A 19,912-nucleotide genomic window follows, 5' to 3' on the forward strand; every position below is an offset into this window, starting at 1 on the left:
CCCGCGCGATCCCCTAGTCGCCACGGGCTCGGCAGCGGGGCCGTGATCGAGCAGATGGACGGTCCGCATATGCTTGACGTCGCCTCCCTGACGCAGCCCATTGCCGCTGACGATCCCTGCGGACCGGATCTCGACGCCATCGGAGACGTCCAATATCTGAACTTCTTCGCAGGTGCGGAATCGCTGCTACCGATGTCGTTCTTCGAGGTCGTCAATGCCAACGGAGAGCGTGGACGCTTCGATCCAAAAGCGGTCGATTTTGCCGGCCAGTTTGCCGCCGCGCAGCCCATTCTGGCGCGTACCCGCGATCTGCGTCTGAACCTGCTGCTGGCCAAATTTTCAATCCTCAACCGCGATCTCGACGGCTTTCTCTGCTGCCTGAAGGCGACCAACCTGCTGCTGCGCGAGCAGTGGGAAGCGGTGCATCCGAAGGGCGAGGACGGCGACTACGCACTTCGCGCCGTCACAGTCGAGGCAATCGACGTGTTCCCGACCGTGATCAACCCGCTCCAGTTCCTTCCCCTGATCGAGAACCGCAGACACGGCAACCTCAACTACCGTGCCTATCAGATCGCTCACGGCGAAATTCCCGCCGGCGACGCCGACGCCGACGGGCCTGATCTGGCGGCCATCGAGCGCATCGTCAGCGAGACAGATCTCGACACTCTCAAGGCAGCCAGCGGGCGGTGCTCTGCGGTCGCTGCTGAAATCGCGGCCATCAAGCAGACCTGGCACGAGAAGTTGAACGCGGGGCAACCGATCAGCCTCGACAGGCTCTCTGGCTTGGTTAACGGCATGGCTGCCTGGCTTGCGGGTCTTGTCGCGTCGCGCGATCCGGCCGCGATCGCCGCAACCGCGGAAGATGTCGGTCCTGTCGATGCACAGGCGCCGTCAGACACGACCGGTGTGGTGACTTCATCCGCACAGGCATCTGCAGCGCTTGCAGCAGTGGCAGACTATTTTGCCCGAATGGAACCGTCCAACCCGGCACTGTTGCTGGTGCGTCAAGCGCAGGAGATGGTCGGCAAGTCATTTATTGAAGTCATGCGGATGCTGGTGCCTGCGCACGTGGGGAGCGCTGCGATCAACATCGGACGCGACAAGGTCTTCGACCTGCCGATCGAACGGATGGCGGAACTCGCCACGTCATTCTCATCGACGGCCGAGAACAACACCCAAGACATTGTATTTTCAGTGGAAAGCAGAACGCAAGCCTTGGGCCTGCTGGCGAAGGTGGCGTCGTTTTTCCGAACCGCAGAGCCGTCCAGCCCCATCCCCTTTTTGGCAGATCGCGCGCGCGACCTCGCGCAACGAGACTTTCTCAGCCTTTTGAATGATGTTCTTCCTGAGGGAGCGCTTAAAACAATCGACAGATCGCATTGAACCCAGCTTTCGCTCGAGGGCACTAAATGGACACAAGGATGTTTGCCGACCGCAGCAACTTGAAGTCCCCTAGCCGATCTGCGTCGCGCAAATTCGACGTCTAAAGCGATTTCGTAGTGAGGGAACCATGGCTACAGATAGCGGTCAAAAATTCATTCGTCGAAATCGCGCACCACGCGTGCACATCACATACGAAGATCCTTACGACGCCGAGCGGCTGATCGAACTGCCGTTCGTCATGGGCGTCCTCTCCGACCTTTCCGGCAATAACCCCGGCGTCGAGAAGACGAAGGTCGAGGAGCGCAAATTCCTCGAGTTCGATATGGACAATTTCGACAGCCGCATGGCGGCAATCCAGCCCGGCGTGACGGCGCGCGTCGCCAATCGTCTCAGCGACGGATCAGACGAAAAACTTTCGGTCAATCTGCGCTTCAACAAGATGGCCGACTTCACTCCCGTGGCCGTCGCCCGCCAGGTGCCGGCTACAGCCAAGCTGCTCGAGGCGCGCGAACAACTTGCCAACCTGCTGCGCTACATGGATGGCAAGGTAGCCGCCGAGGATCAGCTGAAAAAACTTCTGGCCGATCCTCAACTGATGGCAGCGCTTCGGGAACGCGCGATCAGCCAGTCGACCGAACCTGGCACCGAGAGCTAAGGAAGGAACGGGGACCATGGCAAAAGAAGCTGTTCACAAAGAGAGCACCACCCAGGTCAAGACCGTCGAAGCTGACGAGTTTGCCACTCTGCTGAAGCAAAGCTTCAAACCGCGCACCGAACGCGCAGCGACCGAGGTCGACAACGCGGTATCCACGCTCGTTCAAGAGGCATTGAAAGACTCGAGCGTCATCAAGTCGGACGTGCTCGACACGATCGAGGAGATGATCGCGCGGATCGACCAGAAGCTGACCGCGCAGATGAACGAGATCATTCACGCACCCGAATTCCAGGCGATCGAAAGTACTTGGCGGGGCCTCCACTACCTCGTCTTCAACTCGGAGACCGACGCCAACCTCAAGATCCGGGTCATGAACGTCTCGAAGACCGAGCTGTATCGCAATCTGCGGCTTTACCCCGATGCGCGCTGGGACCAGAGCCCATTGTTCAAGCAGATCTACGAATACGAGTTCGGCCAGTTGGGCGGCGAGCCGTTCGGCTGCCTTATCGGCGACTACTATTTCAGCCACCTCCCCACCGACGTGCAGTTGCTGCGCGATCTCAGCAAGATCGCCGGCGCCGCACACGCCCCCTTCTTCAGCGGCGCCGAGCCGACGCTGATGGGAATGGACTCGTGGACCGAATTGTCCAACCCTCGCGATATCGGCAAGGTGTTCGACACGCCGGAATATGCCGCATGGAAGGGACTGCGCGACCAGGACGACTCGCGTTATCTCGGCCTGTGCATGCCGCGCGCGCTGGGTCGCCTCCCCTACGGCGCGAAATCGGAGCCTGTGGAAGAGTTCGCCTTCGAGGAGGAGACAGACGGGCACACCGGCGACAAATACGGCTGGATCAACGCGGCCTATGCGATGGCGGTCAACATCAACCGCGCCTTCAAGGAGTTCGGCTGGTGCACGCGCATCCGCGGTGTGCAATCCGGCGGAGAGGTCATCAATCTGCCGACGCACACATTCCCGACCGACGACGGTGGCGTCGATCTGAAATGCCCGACCGAGATCGCCATCAGCGATCGCCGCGAGCACGAACTTGCAAAGGCGGGTCTCATCCCGCTGATCCATCGCAAGAACACCGACAAGGCCGCCTTCATCGGCGCCCAGTCGCTTTACAAGCCGAAGAAGTATTTCGGCGAGAAGGGCGTGGATGCAACCGCGTCCGACAACCTGTCGTCACGTCTGCCCTACATGTTCGCAGTGTCTCGCTTTGCGCACTATCTGAAGTGCATGGTTCGCGACAAGATCGGATCCATGAAGGAGAAGGATGAGCTGACGGTCTGGCTGCAAACCTGGATCAACGAGTACGTTGATGCCAACCCAGCCCTATCGTCAGAAGCTCAGAAAGCGCGCAAGCCGCTGGCCGCTGCGAAGGTAGAGGTCATAGCAAACGAGGAGAACCCGGGATATTACAACGCGCGCTTCTTTCTTCGTCCGCACTTTCAATTGGAAGCGATGGATGTCGGCCTCAGTCTGGTTTCACGCCTGCCAGGTCCCAGCTCCTGACGCTGCAGCATCGCAACCGTACACACAGAAATTTGAGAGGACCATGCTATGGCTGTCGACATCTTCCTGAAACTCGATCCGATCAAGGGCGAGTCGCTGGACGACAAGCACAAAGACGAAATCGATATTTTGAGTTGGTCGTTTGGCGAGAGCCAGACCGGTACCTTCCACAGCGGATCGGGCGGCGGCGCCGGCAAGGTCAGCGTGCAGGATCTTCACTTCACGCACTTCGTTGACAAGGCCACGCCGGAACTTTTCAAGGTCTGCGCAAACGGCAAGCATATCGACAGCGCGATCCTGACGGTCCGCAAGGCCGGCGAAAACCCGCTGGAATATCTCAAGATCGAGATGAAGCAGGTTCTCGTGACGAGCGTATCGACAGGCGGATCGCACGGCGAAGATCGCCTTACCGAAAACGTGAGTCTGAACTTCGCGAAGGTCAAGATGATCTACAAGACCCAGACGGAGAAGGGTGGCGCCGGAGCTTCGCCGACGTTTGGCTGGGATGTTCCTGCCAACAAGGAATGGGCCTGATTGTCGGCCCCTCGCCTGGCGCCGGTTGCGATTGGCGAACCGGCGCCAAGCGGTGCGATTTTGATCGCACCTCTCGTCCGGCCCGGTTGCGGGCCCGAAAGCCTGCTGGGCGACGCCAAGTCGGACACCAACGCGCGCCCCCCGGGATTGCATGCGAGTTGGGCGTCATGGGGACCGTGAATGACCATTGCACGAAAGAAGGATCGGCTCTCTCCCCCACTGATGCTGGCATTTCGCTCAGCCCATGAAGCGCGCGACGCACGCAAGAAGCTCAATCTACGCGATGAGTCTGGCGAGCGGGTCATTGCAGGGCGGCGGAGCGCGGGCCGATTTCCAATCTCGGAAACGTTGCTCCGGCGCGAGGTCTCCCATGACCTCGAAACGCTCCTCAATACCATTGCCCTGGAATCGACCCTGGATCTGAACGGCCACGATTGCGTCCGAACCTCAATCCTGAACTTTGGCTTCCCTGATATTGCCCACCGTTCGATCGACGAGGTCGCCGACGACGAGCTCACCGACGCGTTGCGCGAGACGCTCACGACTTATGAACCGAGGCTCGATCGCAACACCATCCGGGTCCGACGCGACGGCTCGGTCGGCCCCGAGCAACTCAAGCTGCGCTTCATCGTTCACGCCGACCTGAAGGCCGAGCCGCTCAACGTCCCCGTGGAGTTCGTCGCCGACGTCGACCTCGACAGCGGCGATATCCAGATCAACCGACTTTAGCATGAACCGCGAATTCCTGGATTTTTACAATCGTGAACTGTCACTGCTCTACGAGCAGGCCGGGGATTTCGCCGAAGAGTATCCCGGCATCGCAGAACGCCTCGGTGGGCTGATCCGGGATCGCTCTGATCCCATGATCACGGGATTGCTGGAAGGTGCCGCATTTCTCGCCGCTCGCGTTCAGCTCAAGCTCAAGCACGAATTCCCGGAATTCACTGCAAACCTGCTCGAGCAACTGGTTCCGAATTACCTTGCCCCGACTCCGTCGGCCATGCTGGTCACGGCACGCCCCCCCTATGCCGACCCAGCGCTACGCGATGGCAAGAAGATCGCGCGCGGCGCCTATTTCGACGCCACCTATCGCGAGAGAGAACGAAGTCTCTCCTGCCGATTTCGACTTTGCCGCGATATCGCTCTTTGGCCATTCGACGTCACCGGCGCCGAATACTTCTCGACGGCAGGCGCGCTGCAGGCGCTCGGGATTCCCGTCGGCGGCGACGTCATCGCCGGGCTCAGGCTGTCGTTGACCCACCGTACCGCGGCCCGGCTCGATGAGGAGCTGCCGGACGCGGAGGCCAGGGCCAAGCCGGAAACCTGGTTTGCAGGCTGCCGCACGAGCGAACTTCCGATCTACCTTTCAGGCGCGGAATCCGACGCCATTGCGCTTTACGAGCAATTGATCTCGAACTGCAAGGGCGTCTACTTCCGGCATCTCGATGATTTCGGCGATCCGGTGGTGACTCGTGCGCCCCATGACTGCGTGCAGCAGATTGGTTTCGACGAGGACGAGTCGCTGTTTCCCAACGACAACCGGGTCTTTCGCGGCTCGGAGCTGCTGCGGGAATATTTCATGTTTCCACGCAAGTTCCTCGGCTTCAACCTGACGGGACTTCGCAGCGTGATGCCACGGCTGCGCAGCAAATCGATCGATATCGTCTTCGCTTTCGATGAACACAATTCACGGCTTGCCGCCGCGGTGCGGCCCGATACCTTCAGGCTCTATAGCGCGCCGGCAATCAACCTGTTCGAGAAGACGAGCGATCGCATCCCCGTCAAGTCGAATACGCACGAGTACCATGTGGTGCCCGATCGCAGCCGCTATCTGGAATACGAACCGCACCAGGTACTCGAAGTCTACGCGCACTTTCCGGCCGACAAGGACAAGCGGCCGGTGCGCCCGCTGTATTCGGCCGCCGTCGACCGGACCAGCGGATCGGTCGAGGGGCTTTATTTCACCGTTCGACGGTTGCCCCGGCGCCGCACAGTGGGAGAAAAGACGTACGGCGCATCATCGGACTACACCGGGACGGACATGTTCCTGTCTCTGCTGGAGCCCGGTGAACTTAGCGGCGAAGGTGCGGTCGCCGAACTCAGCGTCCGGGCGCTGTGCTCCAACCGGCATCTCACCGAACACTTGCCGGTCGGCCAGGGCGGCGCCGACTTCCGCCTGTTGGACGATACTTCCCTTGATCTGATGTGCGTCGCCGGTCCCACCCGACCACGCGAACCGATCGTGGCCCAATTGCGCAGCCGCAGCGAGATCGCGAACAGCGGAATCGTCAGCTGGCGGCTGATCAACATGCTGAGCCTGAACTATCTTGGCCTCGTCGAGCGCGGTGGCGGCAAGAACGCCGGAGCCCTGCGCGAAATGCTGTCCTTGTTCGCCGATCAGTTCGACGACGCCACGGAACGCAAGATCCGCGGCGTGCGCAGCATAGAAAGCCGGCCGGTCGTACGGCGGGTGCGCGAGCGCACCGGCAGCGGCGCAGCGCGCGGCCTGGAGATTACCATCACGCTCGACGAGAAGGCATTCGAGGGCAGCGGCGTGTTCTTGCTCGGAGCCGTGCTGGAGCGCTTCTTCGCCGACTATTCGGGCTTCAATACCTTCACACAGACGGTCGTCTCGACGCCGGAGCGCGGCGAGATCATGCGTTGGCCGCCGCGCATGGGCACGCGGAGACCTCTATGACGCTGATCGACCAGATGAAGGCGGAGCCCTGGCGGTTCGATTTCTTTAATGCGTTGCGCCAGCTCGAGCGCGCCAACTCGGATCGACCGCGGATCGGTGACAGCGCTGCACGCCGCGAGGAGTATATCGACCTCGGCCAAGTGCCTTATCTGGAGTTCCCCGCCTCCAACCTTGCGGCCGTCGACGACGTGGGTGGCCGGCTCAGGATACTCGTCAAATTTCTCGGTCTCCTGGGGCCGCAGGGCGCGCTGCCGCTTGCCACCACCGACGAGAGCCTCAGTTGGTGGCTGATGCGGGATGACGCCTTCCCGCGCTTTCTCGATCTGCTCAACGGACGCTTTCTGCAACTCTTCTTTCGCGCCTGGGCCGATGCGCGGCCGATCGCTCAGCACGACCGTCCGGCGGATGATCGCTTCATCGCCTATGTCGGCTCCTTCGCCGGCCTCGGCTCCGACGTTTTCGCTGATCGAGACACCGTACCGGACATGGCGAAGCTCAGCTTTGCCGGACTGATCTCCCCCAGAGCGAAGTGTGCGTCACGGTTGACGCGGTTCCTGCAGGGGCTGTTCGACGTCAAGGTCGAGATCGACGAATTTGTCGGCACCTGGCTGTCATTCGACCCAAGTCATTGCAGCCGGCTCGGCGGAACCCATGCCAGGCTCGGCCGGGACGCTCTTCTGGGCTCACGCGTGTTCAGCGTCGAGGACAAGATCAGGGTGCGGGTCTTTGTCAAGAATTTTACCCAGTACGAACAGTTCTTGCCGACCGAAGCGCGCAACTTGTCGGAGCCTCTGGCGGACGCCGTGTTCTTCTATATCGGCGACGAATTGGAATGGGAGGTGGAGCTCGCCATTCCAGCGGGAGAGGTCGTCCCGGTCAGGCTCGGACAGAGCGGACGACTTGGATGGACCACCTGGGTCTCGCCGAACTGGACTTCCACGGAAGAATATCGCCGCGATGCCCGCTTTCAGCTCAGCGAGCGCTTGAGCGCCCGTCGGGCCGCCGCAGCCGATGCCTCGGCGATTTGAACCTATCCGTAGCGCCGATTGCCTAAAGCTATGGGATTCGATGAAATTTCCGCTTGATGCCAGGCATCCGCGGATGGATTAAGCAGGAGGATCCGCCGTGACCGACATCAGCATTGAGGCTGTAACGGGCAAGCTGAACCGGGCCGGCTATGATGCCTTCATACAGGCCCTGCGCCACGCAAAGAGCGCCGGCAATCGCAACGTCGAGCTAGCGCACTGGCTGTTTCATATCCTGCAGCAGGAACGCAACGATCTCAGCCTCTCGGTCGATCATTACAAGCTCGACCGGGCACGCTTGTTGTCGGACCTTGCCGGCGTGATCAATGGCTTTCGTAAGAACGAAACCGACATGCCGGGCGTCGCCAATCCGGTCATCGATCTGCTCGATCGGGGCTGGCATTATGCCACGCTCTTCTTTGGCGAGACCCAGATCCGCACCGGTCATCTGCTCGTGGCGGGCCTGAAATCGAATGATATTCGTCGCACGCTGAACAACCTCTCGCAGGAATTCGCCAAGGTCAACGTCGACGCACTCGCCGCGGAGCGCCGCAATGTCTGGGCCGGCTCCGACGAGGAAACCATGCGGCCGATGGACGGTTCGGGCCTGGTCGGCGCAGGCACGGAAGGCGCGGCCCAAGCGGGTCCCAAGGGGACGACGCCGCTCGACCGGTTCTCCCAGGATCTCACCGCCAAGGCCAAATCAGGTGAGATGGATCCGATCCTTGGCCGGGACGAAGAAATCCGCCAACTGATCGACGTGCTGATGCGACGGCGGCAGAACAATCCAATTCTTACCGGCGAGGCTGGCGTCGGCAAGACCGCAGTTGTCGAGGGATTCGCCCAGCGAATCGCCGCCGGCGACGTGCCGCCACCGCTCCGCGGTGTAAGGCTTTGTGCGCTCGACATCGGCCTGATGCAGGCCGGTGCTTCCATGAAGGGTGAGTTTGAGCAGCGCTTGCGCTCGGTGATCGACGAGGTCCAGAGCTCACCCACCCCGATCATACTGTTCATCGATGAAGCCCATACATTGATCGGCGCCGGCGGCGCGGCCGGCACCGGTGATGCGGCCAATCTCCTGAAACCTCCTCTCGCCCGTGGCACGCTGCGCACGATCGCCGCCACCACATGGGCAGAATATCGCCAGTATATCGAGAAAGACCCCGCGCTCACGCGACGCTTCCAGCCGATCCAGATCGATGAACCGGAAGTGGAGACCTGCTGCATCATGCTGCGCGGACTTCTCGGTCCGATGGAAAAGCACCACGGCGTTCGCATCTCCGATGCTGCGATCGTCGCAGCGGTCAACCTGTCCCACCGCTACATTCCTTCACGGCAGTTGCCGGACAAGGCGGTCAGCCTGCTTGATACCGCCTCGGCGCGCGTGGCCATCAGCCAGAGCGCGACGCCAGCCCTGATCGAGGATGCACGCGTTGCGATTACCGCTCGTGAAGCCGAGAAATCGGCACTCGTCAGCGACAGCGATCTTGGGCTTAAGGACAGCGACCGCATCACGGCGATCGACAACGACATTGCGGCACTGAAGGACAAGCTGACGAACCTTGAAGCCGATTGGGCCGCAGAGCAGGAACTCGTCAAGGACATCCGGAGCATCCGGGAGATTCTGTCCCAGCCCAAAGAAGGCGAAGATCCGGCTGCCAGGCGCGCGGAGTTGCGCGGCAAGTTCGACACACTTGAGAGCATCCATCCGGAGAAGCGGATGGTCTATGCCCATGTAGACCAGCAATCGGTGGCGTCCGTTGTCTCTGACTGGACCGGCATCCCGGTCGGCCGGATGATGCGCGACGAGATCGAAACCGTGCTGAAGCTACCGGAGATCCTCAACCGCCGCGTCGTCGGCCAGTCTCATGGGCTGACGATGATCGCCAAGCGAATCGAGACCAGCCGCGCCAAGCTTGACAACCCTTCCAAGCCGATCGGCGTGTTCATGCTGGCTGGTCCATCCGGCGTGGGCAAGACTGAAACCGCCCTGGCGCTTGCCGAGACCCTTTACGGCGGTGAGCAGAACATGATCACGATCAACATGTCGGAGTTCCAGGAAGCGCACACCGTCTCGACCTTGAAGGGTGCACCTCCCGGCTATGTCGGCTATGGCGAAGGTGGACGCCTCACCGAGGCTGTCCGGCGCAAGCCCTACAGTGTCATCCTGCTCGACGAGGTGGAGAAAGCTCATCCCGACGTCCACGAGATCTTCTTCCAGGTGTTTGACAAGGGAACCATGGAGGACGGCAACGGGCGGCGGATCGACTTCAAGAACACCTTGATCATCCTTACCACCAACGTCGGCACCGATCTGATCATGGGCCTCTCGCGCGATCCAAAGTATCGCAACGAGCCGGAAGAGCTCGCCAAGATGCTGAGGCCGGAACTGCTGAAGGTGTTTCCCGCAGCGCTGCTCGGACGCATCGTCTCGATACCGTACTTCCCGCTATCCGACGAGATGCTCGCCGGGATCGTTCGGTTACAGCTCGACCGGATCGGACGACGCCTCCGCGACAATCATAACGCGTCCTTCGACTACGATGACGCGGTCGTGGAGCACATTGTGTCACGTTGCAACGACCCGGATTCCGGCGGGCGAATGATTGACAACATCATCACCAACACCCTGCTCCCGGAGCTGTCGCGCGAGTTCCTTAGCAAGTCGCTTGCCAAGGAAGAAATCAAGCAAGCGCGGGTCTCGATCGAGAACGACAAGTTCGCATATTCGTGGAACTGAGGACGATGAACATTCAAACCGAGCATCGCCACCCGAACGCCGGTCCCACGCCATACGACGAGGTCTACTACCCCGGCCACGTCTACGGGCTCACTCATCCGAACCATCTTGCTACCATTGCTGCCGTTTACGGCATGCAGTCAGCGCCGGTCGAGCGTTGCCGGGTGCTGGAGCTTGGCTGCGGCGTTGGCGGCAACCTGTTGCCGATGGCCTTTCAATATCCAATCAGCGAATTCGTCGGTGTCGACCTGAGCGGCGTGACGATCGAGCGCGGCCAGCGAAACATCGCCACATTGGGCCTGAGCAACATCAAGCTTCTCCATTGCGACATCATGAATGTCGACGCAGGCTTCGGGGAGTTCGACTACATCATCGCACACGGCGTGTATTCCTGGGTGCCGCCGGCGGTGCGCGAGAAGATGATGATGATCTTCAAGCAGAACCTGGCTCCCCGCGGGGTCTGCTACGTCAGCTACAATGCGCACCCGTTCTCGCATCTTCGCGACATGGTCCGCGACATGATGCGGTATCACACCCGCCGTCTCACCGGCATGAAGGAGAAGGTCGGACAGGCCCGCGCGATCCTGAAGTTCCTGAGCGACGGCTCGAAGGCCAACTCGGTGCACGGCGCAGTTATGCGCGACCAGTACAACCGCGTCCTCAAGTCCCCCGACGAGCTTCTGTTTCACGACGATCTCGATGATGGTGCCGAGGCGTTCTTGCTGCATGAGGTCGCCGAGGACGCAAGCCGCCATGGCCTGCAATATCTGGGCGATGCTGATTTTTCACGACGCTATCTTGCCGGCTATTCCGAGGAGGTTCGCGCGACGCTGCAGCGCTTCCCGGAAAGCGAGTTCATGGCGCGCGATCAATATCAGGACTTCATCGACGGCAACGGCTTTCGGCGCACCTTGCTCTGCCACGACAGCATTTCGCTGTCCCGCCAGGTCGACCTCGATTTCGTCACCCGGTTCCATTTGCTGAGCACGACCAACCCGGTCGACCCCGACGCCTGCGTGACCGACGATTCCGCGATGGAATTCGAGAACCAGGACGGCAGCAGGGTCACGGTAACCAATCCGCTCTTGAAGGCCGCGCATCTATGTCTGGGCCGGGCCTGGCCGCGAGCATTATCATTCGACGAGCTGCTCGATGGGGCCCGCGCGCTGCTGGGCGACCGGCGGGCGGATGATGACCAAAAGGTGTTGACGGAGGCGATGTTCATCCTGGCTTGCAGCGGCGAGGTTTCGTTCCTGCTGTCGCGTCCCTTTTTGTTGAAGGAAGCTACCGAGCATCCGCAGGCGAGCCTGCTCGCGCGAAGACAAGCGCAAACAGGTCCGCTCGTCACCAACCTCCTCCACCAAACGGTGCAGTTGGAGGACGACCGGACCAGGGATTTCCTGCAATTGCTCGACGGAGCGCGGACCATCGACCAGATCACGGCCGAAATGACGGAAAAATTCGGCCCGACCATCCGGATAGACCAGAAGGATAATGCCGGGCAGCCTGCCGAGCCGTTATTGCTGTCAACGCGAGAAAGCGTTCAGCGCTCGCTTGCGATGGTCGGCAAGCTGGGCCTGCTGGTCGCGTGATGCGCTCAAGTGCGTCGGCTCCGTTGGCGATGAACGGCAGGAGTTGGAAGCTCGTGCCATTTCCTGCAGCGGATGCGGCCCGGCACTCTAGCCGTCGTGGGTATATTGCTGGCCGAGGAGCCATCCCGTGAGAATACCGCCGGGTCCGCTGGCATAGACCGGATCAAGGCCAACACCTGCGCGCAGCATCTTCCATTCATGCTCGCCGACCCAGGGAATCCCTGGATCGCCCTTCTGATACTGGGACAGCAGCGTTCGGGCGACCTCTGCGGCATTGGCGTAGATCGGCCCGTTGGCCCAGCGAGGGCGGGGCAGGCCTGTCATGCGGCAATAGAGCGCCGTGCAGACGTAGGCAGACGCCTCTTCGGCATTGGCATCAAGGCCTGTACGCAACAGATCGTATGCCGCATGCAGGCTCTCGTGGACGATATAGGCCTCGTCCATCCGCCCCGCTGCCGACACGACCTCCAGCGTGTTTGCCGCAACCGCCGTGCCGTCCGCCCTGGTTCTCGCGACATCGTTGTATTGTGCAGCAACGCCTGCCGCGAGATCCGTCGGAGGTCTGACGGTGACCTGCCCCAACCGGATCGCGCGGGCGACGTGATGGAACGTTTGCGGCGCAATCGTCACATGGCTGCCGCGGATCGGAAACCGGAAGCGCATGCGTGCGACCGCCGGGCCATGGAGTACGTCCAATACCCTGCTCCGCAGTGACATTTGATCGTCCTCGTTGTTCGCACTACCCCACGGTTGGTGGTCGCCGTTTCCGATCAGCAGGTTCAAACAGTCATTGCACCGGCGCGATAGGAATTCGAATAACCTGGGCCGGGCGGCAGCTTGGTCGAACGAGCCGGCATTGAACCCGAACCCGTCCGGGCGAGACCAATTTGGGGCGAGGATTGCCTCGGAGTGCGCCCCATGACGACGACCGATCCGACGACGACCGACACTTACCGGAAGATCGCGGCACGACTGACCATGCTGCGGCCGCAGATCGATTTGAAGAATTATTTTGCCGGCCCCAACCCGGATGTGCGCCTTTATGACGAGAAGCCCTACATCCGGCACCAGCTCGAGAAGTATGGTGTCGCTGCCGCGACGACCACGCTCGACGGCGTCACCTTCCTGCCCAAGGACTGGGAAGAGCTGATCAAGAAGCTGCGCATTGCCAAGACGACGGACGGATTCGACGCCTTCGCCGAAGGGCAAAGCCCGGAGAAAGCGTCGCATTGGGCCCTCGATCTGTCGATGGCGGCAACGATCGGCAAGGGGTTCCGGGAGATCTGGCGCCCAAAGCTGTCGGACAGGCCGCTCTCAACGCGGGATCTCCCGGGCCGCCATGGCTTCGGGCTCGGGCGCGACCGCGGACAATGGAGCGACGCCTACAGCTCGCAATTCGGCAAGGACCCGCAGCCCCAGGACATCACCTCGTTGCATTTCGCCGTAGCACCTGATCGGGTGAACGTGCACATCGACGAAACAGGCTTCGTATTCGAAGGCGTGGACGGCGCCCTTACGGTCGGACCGAACTTCGTGCATCACGCCGGCAATGAGCTGTTCTGGAAGAGCAACAAGCATATACCGCAATGGGCCGCGGAGCACATCGATCTGATCCTGCCGAACAGCGCGAACGACTTTTCGCGCGTGGGCATTTCGGTCGACATGTACCAGCGCAAAGACTTGCGCGTTACGGTCACGGGCTCCTGCGGACTTTTCGGCGGTTTCGAGTGCTCCGGAACCGTGAGCATCAGCGGCACGCATGATCTGCTCGGCTCGAAGCCAAAAGGCCGGCGCTAAAGCGGATATCGCTCGTTCGACATTGCTTCGTGTCTACGCCTCCAATCTACGAATGAGGCTCTTCGATTTGCCACTGCCAGTTGGTGGCCCGAATGAATGGAACCATCGAACCGCCTCGAGGTAGCGGCGACCAATAAGTATTGGTGGCGAGAACGCGTAGTTCCGCAGGAATCGGCGGGGGAGGTCTTACATTGCCGAACCAGGAAAGGCCGTTGAAGCCCGTCGTCGAAAGCTATGTACCGCCCGCGGGAATCCGGCATGCGGTGACGGCAGGCGAGACCTGGATATCCCTTGCCAAGCGGATCGGCATCGCCCCCTGGGACCTCATCGAGTTCAATTTTCCGGGCGTCAAGCTCGTCAAGCAGCGCGATTTCCAACAAGCCACACGCCAGGTGAACTGGTACCTGGCCGAGTATGTCGGCTGCCGCGCGATGTCGCCCGATCGCCAAAATTTTGCGTTTTCCTCCGGTACGACGGGCGGGAGAGGTGGATGGCGAGGGGGATTCATCTATCTGCCGCCAGGTACGCCGCCTCCCCCGCCGATTGCGCCCACTCCACCGGTTGCGCCCACCCCAGCGGCTCCGACCCCGCCGGAATGTGAAGGAAGCCGACCCGACTTCGCGCGCGTGCTGGACGTGAGCGAACGGGATTTCGCGCGCAACGTTTTTGGCCCGACGCTGCCGCCGTGGGAGACAATTGCGATTACCAATGGCCTGGGAGCAGGCGGAAGACCGTGGACGAACGATGGACCGTTCTTCAGGGGAGGCAATCCCATGGTGCCGAGCATGCGGTATGCCATCAATCTTGGCAGTGTCGCGTTCAGTAACCTGGCATCGCCTAGCCCCACCTTCGGTCTCTTGTGCGACGACTTCGGTCGCATTTGCGACCTCTTCGTGCACGAAATGACCCATGTGTGGCAGGCGTTCAACGATTCAAACTGGACGATGGCGCGCTCGTTCTGGGCGCAGACAATCGGTTCCGGCTACGAGTACACGCCGGGCGATTCCTGGGACTCATACAACGTCGAGCAACAGGCACACATCGTTGAAGATTGGCACAAATACAAAATCAGTTCTCCGATGCTTGCCGAGGAGCGCTATCCGTACGTCCGGCTCGTGATCCGCTCTGGACGCCTCACTTTTCCTCGCGGGCTGGATCTTGTGGCATTGAAAAAGGACCTTCAAGATCTGCGCGCAAGGCACCTGGACTAGAACCCGCTGCAGGGGAGTGGTCGGGAGTCTACTTAACTGAAGCACCGACACGCCGAGCATTCGACGCGGTGCGGTCGCGCATTCTTCCTCTCAAAAGTATTTTTCCGACTTGCGTGCTGGTCAGCTTCGCAGCGCAAGCACACGGAGAAGAATTGCGCGGCCGCCATGCGACAGGCGATCGTGAAACAGTTCGGAGAGCCGGTCTCCACGCTTCCGCACCGAAAACCTCTTCCGGAGCTCATGGGCGCGAGACAGCGAGCAATAGAGAAAATCACGACGTAGCCGGCGCAGGCGGCTGCCATAGCCTCTAACATCGGCGCTCGCGTAGGCCTCCATCAGGGTGCGCATCAAATAGTCATCGCTCGGATCAACATAAGTTTCGTGGGAAACGCTCGATGATCGCATCGACACGGGTTCATCGCTAGACAGAAATAGGTTCCTGCGGGTCAGCCCATCCGATACGCCCGTCGCTTCTTTTGTGAAATCTCCATAGTTCACAAAAGGCAGCGCTGCGAGTTGCCGGCGCAGATTTTCGAGCGTCGCCGACGGGATCCGGACGCCGTTGCCCGCGCTGGTGTCGAGCTTATTGGCGCGCACCGTGGCGTAGAGGTCGCCCCAGAATTTGTCCCAGGGGGCGGTGCCGTTGCGGTTAGACGACGGATTCTTGCGAACGCTATATGTGGTTTGAGTGAGGTAGGCCGCCAGTTCGCCCATGTGGCGCGTAACAGCGCCGTCAGGATCATAGACGTCGATCATGGCGTGGACGCACTCATGCAGGAGCAGCGCCCGATCGCTATCATTTGCGGGCGGCGACTTCTTCTGCGTCAACAGAACATCCGTAACCTGATCGTAGAAGGCGAGATCCTGAGTGCCGCCCTTCACCAATATATTGCCGGCGCGAATGTGATCGCGAACTGTCGTCAAGTATTCGCCCTTGATATGGATCTTGTCGACGTAGAACTCGATACCAAGCGCGACCGAGTCACTGAGTGTGTCCAGGACGTCGCCTTCGGTCAGTGGCATGACCTACCTCCCTTGCGTGGTCGAGCAATAGTGGTCCGGCCAGGCTCCGCAAGCGCTGAAACGCTGTACTGCACCAATAGGAGCCGCCCGCCCCTCCGTTCGCGTTGTGGAAGGTGGCTAGATCGTCCCGCCGCCGCCGCCGAAGATTTCGACGACCACAGCGCGATTGGCGGCCCTGTTCATCACGGTCGTGTTGTCCTTCAGATACTCGTAGTGTGAGGCGGGCTTGACGGAGAAGACGCGCGAGCGGGCGCTTGGGCCGAACAGGTGAAAGACGTTCTTGGCCCGGCCCGTGCGCAGGAAGCTGTTGTTCCGTTCGCCGCCGGTGCTGTCGCTGTATCCGACGATCTGGAACTGCAACGACTTGTCGGTCTCAAATCGGATGAGCTGCGCTGCCAACAGCGGATCGCGCTTGGCGATGTTCTTGAGATGCCGCCAGTCGACGCCGAAATCCCAGATGATGAGATATTGGCAGATGCCGGCCGGCGGGACCAGACTGACGTCCACACCGAGATGGCCGACCTCGGTGCGGGACGTCGCGACTTCATTGGCCACGTAGGGAAAGACGGCGGCGCTGTGAACCTTGGCAAGCGGCGAGCACTGCGGTTGCGTCGCCATATTCGGCATCTGTTCCACCGGGCCCGGCGGCGTGTATTGCGGCAGTGGCTGCGGCGCGCGTCCCATGGCAATTTCTCCCATTGCTGGCGTGGCCTGCCCAAAGCTGAGCACTGGAGGGAGCGTCGGCTCCCACCACGGCTATGACTAGTAGTGACGTGAGCGGTCGGGGAAGTTCAAAGGCGAGGTGCGGGCGCCCTCAACAGGGCCATTAGCGGACATTGATTGGCCTTCCGCGCTCTCCGGAAAGCGGGGTAGGCTACGCCTATTGCCGTCCGTGCCAAATTGTTGCGGAGGAACTGGCCATGAAACTTCGCCGCCGAAATTTTCTGCATCTCGCCGCGGGGACCGGCCAGATTGTTTTCCCGCCGCCGAAGGAGGCTCTCATTTCCGCGCGCAAGATTTCGCGTTGACGGACCGAACTAAGACAGGAGAACCAGACATGGCCGCCTTTCAAGAGGTTTTCCGCCGCTCCGGCATCGATGAGCGCCGCAGCCCGCCGGGCATGGTGGTGCCGTTCGGCGGCTCCAACATCGTGGCGCTGATCGATCCCGGAAGAAAGCTCAAAGTCGATCCTAACGCCCATGCCCTCGGGATCAAGGAGATCGATGGCGCCGATACCCTTAGACGCGTCATGCAGGCCAGAGAAACCTTCTCCAAACCCGATATCGATCCGCAGCTCAGGGCGGCGTCACTTCCCGCCACCTTCAATGGCGATGCACGGTTTTTCGAGATCAATGGCCGGATTAAGCCGATTGGTTTTCCCGGCCTGGAGGTGGTGGCCCGTTCGGCCGGCCGGAAGATCGAAGCCAAGCTCTATGTCGTGGTGCTACCGGAAATCAAGATCAAGGTGGCGTTCCGCAATGTCATGGTTCCGGGGAGTGGCGGCGCTCCGGCGTTTCACGCCAAGAAGCCCTGCAACGAGCAAGACGAATTGCTGACGATGAACAATATATGGAGGCCGCAGGCCAACATCCGCTTCGAGCGGGTGCCAAGCGACTGGCTGGTCATCGACGACTCGCAGGCTGCCATCAAACAGGAGATCGCCAATGCGACTGGCATGAAGGATGCGAGCCTGGCGACCTTTCCCGATGTGATCGACGTCGAGAAACTGAAGGGCATCTTCGTCAAACACAAAGTTCAGGGCGCCCATCTAACCATTTTCTGCGTCGATAAGGTTTGGTCCAATGGCGGCCTCGCCAATGGCTCGTTTGCTCGCGGGCTGGACCTTGCCTTCATCAGCTCGCAACGCGGGCCTAACACGTCTGCCCATGAATCCGGCCATTTTCTCGGCTACTACTCGAAGAGCGCGAGCAAACCTTGGGACAGCCAAGGCCACACGCTGGAGACCGATCCGAAAACCGGAAAAGAAAACAGGGCGGAAGACATCAAGATGCTGATGCGCGGGGGAGGCGCCGGGTGGAAAATCCCGTTCAATCTCGTCAAGGAGTTCCGCGACTTCCCCGGCTAGCATCCGAAGATCAGACAGAAGCTGGAAATCACTCCAGACGTTGAATGTCGCCTTGGGTCAGAAGCTGCCCCGACGGCCCCGAAACGCTTACTTTGCCACCTGGCAGGCAGAGCGTGTCATCGGCCATCATGACCGCAATACGCTGCGCTTACGCCTCGATCCCAAGGGAGATTCGACAGACCTTGAGCCGGGCATGAGTGTCTGGCTTGAGAACTAGGCTGTGTACTCATTAAGCAGCTGGCCGCCTTATGTCCGCTCAACCCCTAACAGCGGCGGGAAAGCGGACGTCTGCCGAGGTCGCTGAAGGGCCGATATTGTTGCAAAAGTCGATTTTCGCCGATGACCAAAATTCTGCGGGCCGTGGGCGCGACTTTCGCGTACAAGATGCGAGGGACCTCACGGCCTCACGCAAAATTCACAGGCGACTTCGGTAACGCGATTGAGGTCATACGAATCAGCGATCGCTCGCTGCTTAGTGTTTTCGCGAAGAAGCTTGAGCCCTGCAACTTTCGACTTTTGCAACACAATCGGCCAAGAGGCGACATCGCTCACTTGGTTGTCGTTTCGAAATCTTTGCCGACTTCCGATAACATTGGCGCTGTTACCTTCTTTCAGGTGCCGCCCGAAGCGATCCGCCAGCCTCACTTCAGCCTCGACGTAACACCGAGCAAACACACCAAAGAGCGCGACGCAGCAACATCTCTCGACTGACTTTGTGCACGGTTGCGTGCATAAACTCCGTGATTCACGTTGAAATTTGGTCACGAGTTAGGTCAAGCCCCTTGATCTTTGTCAATGTCGGCATCAACCGACGGGCCTCCTTAAGCAAAGGGGGCGAGACAGGATAGGAGCAAAACGATGAAGCGGATGATTTTCAGAAATTTTGCAATTGTAACTTCGGTTATCGCCTTTGCGACACTGTTCACCGTTGACTGGTCTGAGCAGCGCGGGATTTCGCTGTCAGTTGAGAGTGCCCAAGCGAGGCGGCTCTATGTCAGCCCGTATCCCTATAGTCACTACATACCCGATCAGTCCGGTCTGCCTTGGTACGCAGTGCGGGCCTACTACGCTGGCGGCCCCTGGTGTGGTGCCGGCGGCACGACCGGGTACGGCACGGCTGTGGGGGTCTTTGGGCGTGCTTCCTACACCTGCTACGACGGTTGGGATAGCTACGCGAAGCTCAATGGCATTGGTTGCACGCCCGGCACCTTGATCAAGGGCGGTGACGGAATCATGTACGTCTGCCAGTAAGCACGCGGACCACAAGGAGAGGCGGCGCAATCGTCGCCTCTTTCAATTCGAAAACGATATCCGACAGCCAGGGTCACGGGCGGACGTTGAGATCGGGGGCCCAACTCGGTCGGCTCGTCACGCGAAACCGGACCACTGCGCCACGCTCGGCCGGGGCCGCCTATGGGCCAATAACCGACATGCAAAGGGAGGCACGCTGCATGGCCGAGAAGTAGTGTTGAATGCTACCGCGGGTCACGAGGTTGGTTACCAAGGCTGGTGGCCCGCAGGCAAATCCTCTATCGACGCACTCCGACGCGATTAACGCCACCATTGGCATTGCCGCCGACGTTATGACGGACTGCAGCGCGCGCAACGGGCCGTGGCCGGAGGGCAACGCCAGCCCGGGCAACGCAACC

18 protein-coding genes are annotated in these 19,912 nt (G+C 60.6%); 14 read left to right on the forward strand and 4 right to left on the reverse strand.

The window, feature by feature from the left end; all coding sequences use genetic code 11:
* Nucleotides 1-69 precede the first annotated feature (69 nt).
* The 9 genes from AC0L3X_RS19400 to AC0L3X_RS19440 all read left to right on the forward strand — a co-directional run bounded on the left by AC0L3X_RS19400 (nt 70) and on the right by AC0L3X_RS19440 (nt 12,146).
* The gene (locus tag AC0L3X_RS19400) at nt 70-1,383 is read left to right on the forward strand and encodes a type VI secretion system protein TssA (protein ID WP_085402486.1); all 1,314 of its coding nucleotides are present in this window, start codon (nt 70-72) and stop codon (nt 1,381-1,383) included.
* Between the two features lie 127 nt (nt 1,384-1,510).
* Nucleotides 1,511-2,038 (forward strand): type VI secretion system contractile sheath small subunit, encoded by a 528-nt coding sequence (tssB, locus tag AC0L3X_RS19405; RefSeq protein ID WP_028156839.1) that lies wholly within the window; start codon nt 1,511-1,513, stop codon nt 2,036-2,038.
* Nucleotides 2,039-2,054: 16 nt separating this feature from the next.
* On the forward strand, nt 2,055-3,557 hold the full coding sequence (gene tssC / locus AC0L3X_RS19410) for a type VI secretion system contractile sheath large subunit (protein WP_071911365.1): 1,503 nt from the start codon (nt 2,055-2,057) through the stop codon (nt 3,555-3,557).
* 48 nt (nt 3,558-3,605) lie between these two features.
* Nucleotides 3,606-4,091: an Hcp family type VI secretion system effector gene (locus AC0L3X_RS19415; RefSeq protein WP_014493489.1), complete on the forward strand. Its 486-nt coding sequence runs from the start codon at nt 3,606-3,608 to the stop codon at nt 4,089-4,091.
* Nucleotides 4,092-4,271: 180 nt separating this feature from the next.
* Complete coding sequence (gene tssE, locus AC0L3X_RS19420; RefSeq protein ID WP_094184183.1) at nt 4,272-4,820, forward strand: type VI secretion system baseplate subunit TssE; 549 nt, start codon at nt 4,272-4,274, stop codon at nt 4,818-4,820.
* A gap of 1 nt (nt 4,821) precedes the next feature.
* Nucleotides 4,822-6,789 (forward strand): type VI secretion system baseplate subunit TssF, encoded by a 1,968-nt coding sequence (tssF, locus tag AC0L3X_RS19425; RefSeq protein WP_085402421.1) that lies wholly within the window; start codon nt 4,822-4,824, stop codon nt 6,787-6,789.
* Entirely contained in the window at nt 6,753-7,817 is a 1,065-nt protein-coding gene (gene tssG / locus AC0L3X_RS19430) for a type VI secretion system baseplate subunit TssG (protein ID WP_063981814.1), read from the forward strand. Before tssF ends, tssG begins: the two co-directional genes overlap by 37 nt.
* A gap of 97 nt (nt 7,818-7,914) precedes the next feature.
* On the forward strand, nt 7,915-10,554 hold the full coding sequence (gene tssH, locus AC0L3X_RS19435; protein ID WP_063981813.1) for a type VI secretion system ATPase TssH: 2,640 nt from the start codon (nt 7,915-7,917) through the stop codon (nt 10,552-10,554).
* Nucleotides 10,555-10,559: 5 nt separating this feature from the next.
* Entirely contained in the window at nt 10,560-12,146 is a 1,587-nt protein-coding gene (locus tag AC0L3X_RS19440) for a methyltransferase regulatory domain-containing protein (RefSeq protein WP_085402420.1), read from the forward strand.
* 87 nt (nt 12,147-12,233) lie between these two features.
* Here AC0L3X_RS19440 and AC0L3X_RS19445 read toward each other — a convergent pair whose 3' ends face one another.
* A complete protein-coding gene (locus AC0L3X_RS19445; RefSeq protein WP_231142835.1) occupies nt 12,234-12,842 on the reverse strand; it encodes a hypothetical protein in 609 nt (202 codons plus the stop codon).
* Nucleotides 12,843-13,064: 222 nt separating this feature from the next.
* Here AC0L3X_RS19445 and AC0L3X_RS19450 point away from each other — a divergent pair, with 222 nt between their 5' ends.
* Both AC0L3X_RS19450 and AC0L3X_RS19455 read left to right on the forward strand, forming a co-directional pair.
* Entirely contained in the window at nt 13,065-13,943 is an 879-nt protein-coding gene (locus tag AC0L3X_RS19450) for a hypothetical protein (RefSeq protein ID WP_063981811.1), read from the forward strand.
* A 212-nt stretch (nt 13,944-14,155) separates the two neighbouring features.
* Nucleotides 14,156-15,154, forward strand: a complete 999-nt coding sequence (locus AC0L3X_RS19455; RefSeq protein WP_354265609.1) for a hypothetical protein — start codon at nt 14,156-14,158, stop codon at nt 15,152-15,154.
* Between the two features lie 120 nt (nt 15,155-15,274).
* Here AC0L3X_RS19455 and AC0L3X_RS19460 read toward each other — a convergent pair whose 3' ends face one another.
* Nucleotides 15,275-16,177, reverse strand: coding sequence for a hypothetical protein (locus AC0L3X_RS19460; protein ID WP_085402418.1), 903 nt, complete (start codon nt 16,175-16,177; stop codon nt 15,275-15,277).
* A gap of 117 nt (nt 16,178-16,294) precedes the next feature.
* Entirely contained in the window at nt 16,295-16,861 is a 567-nt protein-coding gene (locus tag AC0L3X_RS19465) for an OmpA family protein (RefSeq protein WP_063981809.1), read from the reverse strand.
* A gap of 373 nt (nt 16,862-17,234) precedes the next feature.
* On the opposite strand from AC0L3X_RS19465, the gene AC0L3X_RS19470 reads away from it, so the two are divergent.
* The 3 genes from AC0L3X_RS19470 to AC0L3X_RS19480 all read left to right on the forward strand — a co-directional run bounded on the left by AC0L3X_RS19470 (nt 17,235) and on the right by AC0L3X_RS19480 (nt 19,514).
* Nucleotides 17,235-18,263, forward strand: a complete 1,029-nt coding sequence (locus tag AC0L3X_RS19470; protein WP_063981808.1) for a hypothetical protein — start codon at nt 17,235-17,237, stop codon at nt 18,261-18,263.
* A gap of 339 nt (nt 18,264-18,602) precedes the next feature.
* Nucleotides 18,603-18,974, forward strand: a complete 372-nt coding sequence (locus AC0L3X_RS19475; RefSeq protein ID WP_063981807.1) for a hypothetical protein — start codon at nt 18,603-18,605, stop codon at nt 18,972-18,974.
* Between the two features lie 147 nt (nt 18,975-19,121).
* Nucleotides 19,122-19,514, forward strand: a complete 393-nt coding sequence (locus tag AC0L3X_RS19480; protein ID WP_063981806.1) for a hypothetical protein — start codon at nt 19,122-19,124, stop codon at nt 19,512-19,514.
* Between the two features lie 160 nt (nt 19,515-19,674).
* Here AC0L3X_RS19480 and AC0L3X_RS19485 read toward each other — a convergent pair.
* Nucleotides 19,675-19,912, reverse strand: a 238-nt coding sequence (locus AC0L3X_RS19485; protein ID WP_473316703.1) for a hypothetical protein, incomplete at its 5' end; no start/stop codon positions are given.

The sequence above is a fragment of the Bradyrhizobium sp. MI1.7 genome (genome assembly GCF_055811795.1).